Genomic DNA, 6153 nt, shown 5'->3' on the forward strand with positions numbered 1-6153 from the left:
ATATATATCAGTGGTGTTATTTTTGACACTCCCGACACATATTAGGGGAGTATAAGTGCATGACATCTCCTATGCCCTCTATTCTTATTCAGTAATTATGCTATTTGCCTCCAGTCCAATTACAGACCTTATATCTTCTATTAGAAGTTTTTTTACATTACCTTTTATATACTTTTTCTCTGCCACTGACACATATTTTAACGAAAGCTTGGCATAGTCCTTAGCTTTTTCCATGTCGCCTGTTTTTGCATACAAATTCATCAACGTGTTGTAACACTTTGTCAATTTTTTTGTGGCATCTTGTTGTTCAAATATTTCCCTTGATTTTTCGCAATATTTAATAGCTGTTTCATAATCATTTCTATTTATATAGCAATATCCGACATTTCCAAAAATCATACCTTGCACCGTCTTCTTTTTTTGTGTAAGCTCAAGATTTTTATACACATTTAATGCTTTTAGATAATAATGTATCGCTTTTTCAAATTCACCATACATCATTAGTATTGAGCCTACACCACTTGCAGCCGCAGCATAGTTTAAGCCGTCCTTGTCGTTGTTACTTTCCAATGCACCTTCATACATTTTTATTGCTGTTTTTTTTGAATTGAAATAGAGCGTAAAGTGCCCTGCTAGCAAAAAAACAGTTGTCTTTAGTTTATCTAACAATAAATTTTCCTCCGTCTAATTATATATGAACAGCTGTACTTTCATAAATTCCTTTAGTTTCCTTGTATATTTTAAATTCATGAAAACAAGTTATACAAACTGTGAGTTGTATTAATCTTCTTCAATACACTCATTAATTCCCCCTCCAAAATACCAACCACGGCTCTCTATAAAATCAATAAAAATATTCCAAAATTCATCTTCACCTATGTCCTCTGCAACCTCTACACAACCATCTATTTCAAATACTTTACTCATACAAATTTCTCCATTATTCAAATTCTCTGATACTCAATTTATCTATATTCATTTGAAAACACATATTATAACATCTTTAACAATGCAAATTTCTATTCTTCTAGGAATTTTTTTGCATATTTTACAAAATATTCCACTGCAAGTATCATCGCATCTTCTCTAGGGCTAAAATTATCCTGATGTAATGCGAACTCATTTGCCACATTAGAAACTCCTAAAAACATAAACACTCCCGGTGTTTGTCTCAAATATTCTGAAAAATCTTCCCCCGGCATAATAGGTGGATGGTCAAACACTAATCCATCTCCAAATACCTCTTTGGCTACTTCTATACCCATCAGGGTCGCTTTCTCGTCATTTACTGTAGCATAAGGTCCTTTTTGATTTTCTATCCTTATTTTTGTGCGTGTAGCCTCAGCAACTCCATCAGCTATCCTTTGCATCATTTCTATAATTTTATCCTTCATATCATTGTCAAATGTCCTTGCAGTACCTTTAAGATGTGCCTCTGATGGTATTACGTTTTGACTGCTGCCTGCATTAAAGGCTGTAATGCTTAATACAGTTGCCTTTAAAGGGTCTATTTCCCTGCTTACTATTGTCTGAAAGGCATTTATTAGCTGTACCCCTGCAATAATTGGGTCTACTGTCATATGTGGCATAGCTCCATGTCCGCCCTTACCCTCTATAAAAATATCAAACATATCTGTAGCTGCCATTACCGGTCCAACTCTTAGTGCTGCTTGCCCAGCTTTTAGAGACGGCATAACGTGTAACCCAATAACCCTGTCTAGTGCTTTTACTTCAGGGTGCTCTTTCATCACACTTGCCCCAAGTTTTTCTATTTTTTCTTCAGATGGCTGGAATATCAGCACAACTTTTCCTTTTAGCTCATCTTTCATCTCATTGAGTACTTTTGCTGTACCAAGTAATACTGCTGTGTGCATATCATGTCCGCAGGCGTGCATAACTCCTGCATTTTTTGATGAAAATTCAAGTCCTGTATTTTCTGTTATAGGAAGTGCATCCATGTCAGCTCGTATTCCTATAGATTTACCTGACTTTGATCCGTTTATTATTCCCACAACTCCTACTTTTTCTACTATCTCATAAGGAATACCCATTTTATCCAGTTCTTCTCTTACGTGCTTTGATGTATCAAATTCATGCCAAGACAGCTCCGGATGTTCATGTAAATATCTTCTTTGTTTTACGACATAAGGCTCAAGTTTTTTTATATCTTCTATTTTCATTTGCTACCCCTTCTTATACTAACTTACTTTTAAAATTATAGTACAAATATTGAAAAAAAATTTGTGTTGCTCTCTGATATAAAAAATTTATAATGAAAAATAATACTACATTTTCTTATGTAAGTTAGTATTAAATAAATACTATGAACATATACATATTAATACCTTTTCGCCCAAAAATCAATCAAAAATAATAGGATAGCAGGTCAACTTCACCCGCTATCCTATTTACATCAATATTTTTTATTTAAGTGCTCTCATTGCATTTAAACTAGCAAGAATTAGCACTCCTACATCAGCAAATACAGCCGCCTCCATACCTATTAGTCCAATAGCTCCCAGTATCAAAAATAATACCTTTGTGCCAATAGAAAAAAATGTATTTTGATAAACTATAGACATACATTTTTTTGAAAGCTCAATCGCTTTGACCAATTTCAAAGGATTGTCGTCCATCAGCACTACATCAGACGCCTCTATGGCAGCATCCGAACCCATAGCACCCATGCCCACACCGATATCAGCTCTAGTCAATGCTGGTGCATCATTTACCCCATCACCTACAAATGCTGTTAACTTATGGTTATCTTTGCCGATTATTTCTTCTACTTTTACTACTTTTTCTTGCGGTAAAAGCTCACTGTAAACATCAGCAATTCCTAACTCTGCTGCATATTTATCTGCTACTGATTTTATATCTCCAGTTAGCATAGTGATACCAATACCCATGTTCTTTAAGGTTCTAACCGCATCAAGAGAGTCCTCTTTAAGTACGTCTGATATCACAATATGCCCAGCATACTCGCCATCTATTGCAATATGAAGTATTGTTCCTAGCATATGACATGAAATAGGCTCTACTCCCAACTTACGCATTAGCTTATCATTTCCTACAGCTACTGATTTACCATCAACCTTTGCTACAATACCGTAGCCACTGAGCTCCTGTACATCTGAAACTCTCTGAGTATCTATGCTTTTTCCATATGTTCTTTTAAGAGTTTCACCTATAGGATGAGTTGATGCATATTCCACATGAGCAACATACTCTATCAATTTTTTCTCATCTAAATCATTATGATGTACCTCATTTACGTCAAATATACCTTTAGTCAGACTTCCAGTCTTATCAAAAATTATATTTTTAACCTCAGACAAGCTTTGAATATAATTTGACCCCTTTATTAAAATCCCATGACTGCTCGCCCCGCCCAGTGTAGCAAAAAATGTAAGTGGTATACTTATAACAAAAGCACACGGACAGCTAATAACCAAAAAAATCAACGCCCTATAAATCCATTGTTCAAAATTTGCAGGTACAGATAATACTGCAACATTAACTATTGGCGGAATAACTGCCAGTGCCAAAGCCAAATAGCAAACTATAGGAGTATATATACTGGCAAACTTGTATACATAGGTTTCTTGTCTACTCTTATTGGAAGACGCGTCCTCAACCAGTTCCAAAATTTTTGATACAGTAGAATCACCAAATTCCCTTGTAGTTTTTATAGTAAGGACACTGCTCATATTAACACTGCCACTTATTACCTCATCACCAAATTGCACATCTCTTGGCATACTTTCACCAGTGAGTGCCGATGTGTCTAAAGAAGACTTTCCATCTACAACTACCCCATCAATTGGAACCTTTTCTCCAATTTTAACAATTATTTCACTACCTACTTCAACCTCATCGGGGTCTACTCTTGTAATTTCTTCTCCTGCTTTTACATTAGCATAATCAGGTCTTATATCCATTAAAGAACTTATACTTTTCCTGCTTTTATCTACCGCATAGTCCTCAAAAAGCTCACCTACTTGGTAAAACAGTATCACTGCAACTGCCTCTAAATAATCTCCACTTTTAGTATAAATTGCAAGCACAAATGTACCAATTGTAGCTACAGACATCAAAAAGTTTTCGTCAAAAACTTTACCTCTATAAATATTTTTAACAGCTTTTTTTATTACATCATAAGCAACAATAATATAAGCAAAAGCAAACAGAAAAAATCTTATAAAACTTTGAAGTGCAAAAAAATATCCAATTACAACCAAAACTATAGATGAGACAATCCTAAATAGCAAAATCTTCTGTTCTCTTTCCATTTACGTCTCCATCCTTTATTTAAACTGAAAACTAATTGAAAGTGCAACTGTATTTTCTTTTGGCACTTTTGTTCGCTACACTCACTGCGTTAGCGATCCCACTAATCAAATCCAATTGCACCTTTTCAAACAAAGTGATTTTTTAAATAACTAATAGTATTGCTTTAACATTTACTTATAACGCACTCAGGTTCAATATCTCGACATATATCTGTTACTTTGGCGATGATTTCTTCTACATCGACACCATCTTGAATATCTAGTTTTATCTTTTGAGTCATAAAATTTACTGTAGCTGAATTAATCCCAGTCAATTTGCTAATTTCATTTTCCATTAAATTTGCACAATTTGCACAATCAACGTTTATTTTGTATGACTTTTTCATAATTCCCCCTAATAATAAATATTGTATAATTTTTACCTGTTTATAAAAGATTAAAAAATTTGAATAATAAAATAACTTTATACAATTAAACTATTGTTTAATCGTATAATTGTATTATATAGTGAAGAAAATTATTTGTCAACGAAAATTTGAAATAATATTTTTAAGTTATATTATTTCTATTAGAATGAAAAAAGTATCGGTAGATATTTTTCGCATAAAAAAGTTCTATAATATCTGCTGGTTAAAAGCATCATCATCTATTATAGAACTATAGAATTCAAATTCAAAATAATAAAAACCATCCAAAAAGGATGGTAATAATATCAATTGGAGACGACAGTCGGATTTGAACCAACGATCAGGGAGTTGCAGTCCCACGCCTTACCACTTGGCTATGTCGTCATATGGGGTGAATGGTGGGATTCGAACCCACGATCTCCAGAGCCACAATCTGGCGCTTTAACCAGCTAAGCTACACCCACCGCAATACTAATTTAAAAATAGAAAATAATACAAAAAACAAACGAAAAATTCGTTTATTTTTATAAATGGTGGGCCTTCAGGGACTCGAACCCCGGACCTGCCGGTTATGAGCCGGACGCTCTAACCAACTGAGCTAAAGGCCCTCTTATGGTGCCTAGAGGCGGAATCGAACCACCGACACGGGGATTTTCAGTCCCCTGCTCTACCGACTGAGCTATCTAGGCATATAAAAGATGTCTATTAAATTTAAAAAAAATAAATTTTTATAAAAAAATGGTGACCCATCCGGGATTCGAACCCGGGACACCTTGATTAAAAGTCAAGTGCTCTACCGACTGAGCTAATGAGTCATATATATTCGTTTGGCTGGGGATACAGGATTCGAACCTGTGAATGTCAGAGTCAGAGTCTGATGCCTTACCGCTTGGCTAATCCCCAACATTTCCAATTTATAAAATGGCTGGGGATACAGGAATTGAACCTGTGAATGCTAGAGTCAAAGTCTAGTGCCTTACCGCTTGGCTAATCCCCAACAATGAAACCCCTAAGTTTAAATGGAGCGGAAGACGGGATTCGAACCCGCGACCCTCGCCTTGGCAAGGCGATGCTCTACCACTGAGCCACTTCCGCATATTAAATTTATTTGGTGCGGATAGAGGGAGTCGAACCCCCACGGTTGCCCGCTAGATCCTAAGTCTAGTGCGTCTGCCAATTCCGCCATATCCGCATTTGTATGGAGCTGGCGGTCGGAATCGAACCAACAACCTGCTGATTACAAGTCAGCTGCTCTGCCAATTGAGCCACGCCAGCACACATTATTTAATTTAAATGGCGATCCGGATGGGGATCGAACCCACGACCTCCAGCGTGACAGGCTGGCATTCTAACCATCTGAACTACCGGACCATTATTGGTGGACCCTACAGGGCTCGAACCTGTGACCCCCTGCTTGTAAGGCAGATGCTCTCCCAGCTGAGCTAAGGATCCAT

Annotated in this window: 5 protein-coding genes and 12 tRNA genes; all 17 read right to left on the reverse strand. The window is 36.2% G+C overall.

Going from position 1 to position 6153, the window contains the following annotated elements; all coding sequences use genetic code 11:
- Positions 1-84 precede the first annotated feature (84 nt).
- Positions 85-669 carry a tetratricopeptide repeat protein gene (locus BBG48_RS10280; RefSeq protein ID WP_068912241.1) on the reverse strand — a complete coding sequence of 195 codons (585 nt, stop codon included), beginning with the start codon at positions 667-669 and terminating at the stop codon, positions 85-87.
- Positions 670-780: 111 nt separating this feature from the next.
- Positions 781-927 carry a hypothetical protein gene (locus BBG48_RS11170; RefSeq protein WP_199560408.1) on the reverse strand — a complete coding sequence of 49 codons (147 nt, stop codon included), beginning with the start codon at positions 925-927 and terminating at the stop codon, positions 781-783.
- Between the two features lie 92 nt (positions 928-1019).
- Positions 1020-2180 (reverse strand): M20 metallopeptidase family protein, encoded by a 1161-nt coding sequence (locus BBG48_RS10285; protein ID WP_068912243.1) that lies wholly within the window; start codon positions 2178-2180, stop codon positions 1020-1022.
- A gap of 243 nt (positions 2181-2423) precedes the next feature.
- Positions 2424-4292, reverse strand: coding sequence for a heavy metal translocating P-type ATPase (locus tag BBG48_RS10290; protein ID WP_068912245.1), 1869 nt, complete (start codon positions 4290-4292; stop codon positions 2424-2426).
- A gap of 164 nt (positions 4293-4456) precedes the next feature.
- Entirely contained in the window at positions 4457-4678 is a 222-nt protein-coding gene (locus BBG48_RS10295; RefSeq protein ID WP_068912247.1) for a cation transporter, read from the reverse strand.
- A 331-nt stretch (positions 4679-5009) separates the two neighbouring features.
- Positions 5010-5083, reverse strand: a tRNA-Cys gene (locus BBG48_RS10300).
- A gap of 3 nt (positions 5084-5086) precedes the next feature.
- Positions 5087-5163 (reverse strand) — tRNA-His (locus BBG48_RS10305).
- A 67-nt stretch (positions 5164-5230) separates the two neighbouring features.
- Positions 5231-5307, reverse strand: a tRNA-Ile gene (locus BBG48_RS10310).
- A gap of 5 nt (positions 5308-5312) precedes the next feature.
- Positions 5313-5388 (reverse strand) — tRNA-Phe (locus BBG48_RS10315).
- Positions 5389-5438: 50 nt separating this feature from the next.
- Positions 5439-5514 (reverse strand) — tRNA-Lys (locus BBG48_RS10320).
- 13 nt (positions 5515-5527) lie between these two features.
- Positions 5528-5602 (reverse strand) — tRNA-Gln (locus tag BBG48_RS10325).
- Between the two features lie 19 nt (positions 5603-5621).
- A tRNA-Gln gene (locus BBG48_RS10330) sits at positions 5622-5696 on the reverse strand.
- Between the two features lie 23 nt (positions 5697-5719).
- Positions 5720-5794 (reverse strand) — tRNA-Gly (locus BBG48_RS10335).
- 14 nt (positions 5795-5808) lie between these two features.
- Positions 5809-5891, reverse strand: a tRNA-Leu gene (locus tag BBG48_RS10340).
- 7 nt (positions 5892-5898) lie between these two features.
- Positions 5899-5974: transfer RNA gene (locus tag BBG48_RS10345), tRNA-Thr, on the reverse strand.
- Positions 5975-5993: 19 nt separating this feature from the next.
- Positions 5994-6070, reverse strand: a tRNA-Asp gene (locus BBG48_RS10350).
- 5 nt (positions 6071-6075) lie between these two features.
- A tRNA-Val gene (locus BBG48_RS10355) sits at positions 6076-6151 on the reverse strand.
- Positions 6152-6153 lie beyond the last annotated feature (2 nt).

It is taken from the genome of Criibacterium bergeronii, from assembly GCF_001693775.2.
Classification (GTDB): Bacteria; Bacillota; Clostridia; order Peptostreptococcales; family Filifactoraceae; genus Peptoanaerobacter; species Peptoanaerobacter bergeronii.

Excerpts from the sequence above, each read along its gene's own strand:
- BBG48_RS10290 (WP_068912245.1), bottom strand. The coding sequence starts at position 4,292 with ATGGAAAGAGAACAGAAGATTTTGCTATTTAGGATTGTCTCATCTATA.
- BBG48_RS10295 (WP_068912247.1), bottom strand. The coding sequence starts at position 4,678 with ATGAAAAAGTCATACAAAATAAACGTTGATTGTGCAAATTGTGCAAAT.
- BBG48_RS11170 (WP_199560408.1), bottom strand. The coding sequence starts at position 927 with ATGAGTAAAGTATTTGAAATAGATGGTTGTGTAGAGGTTGCAGAGGAC.
- BBG48_RS10285 (WP_068912243.1), bottom strand. The coding sequence starts at position 2,180 with ATGAAAATAGAAGATATAAAAAAACTTGAGCCTTATGTCGTAAAACAA.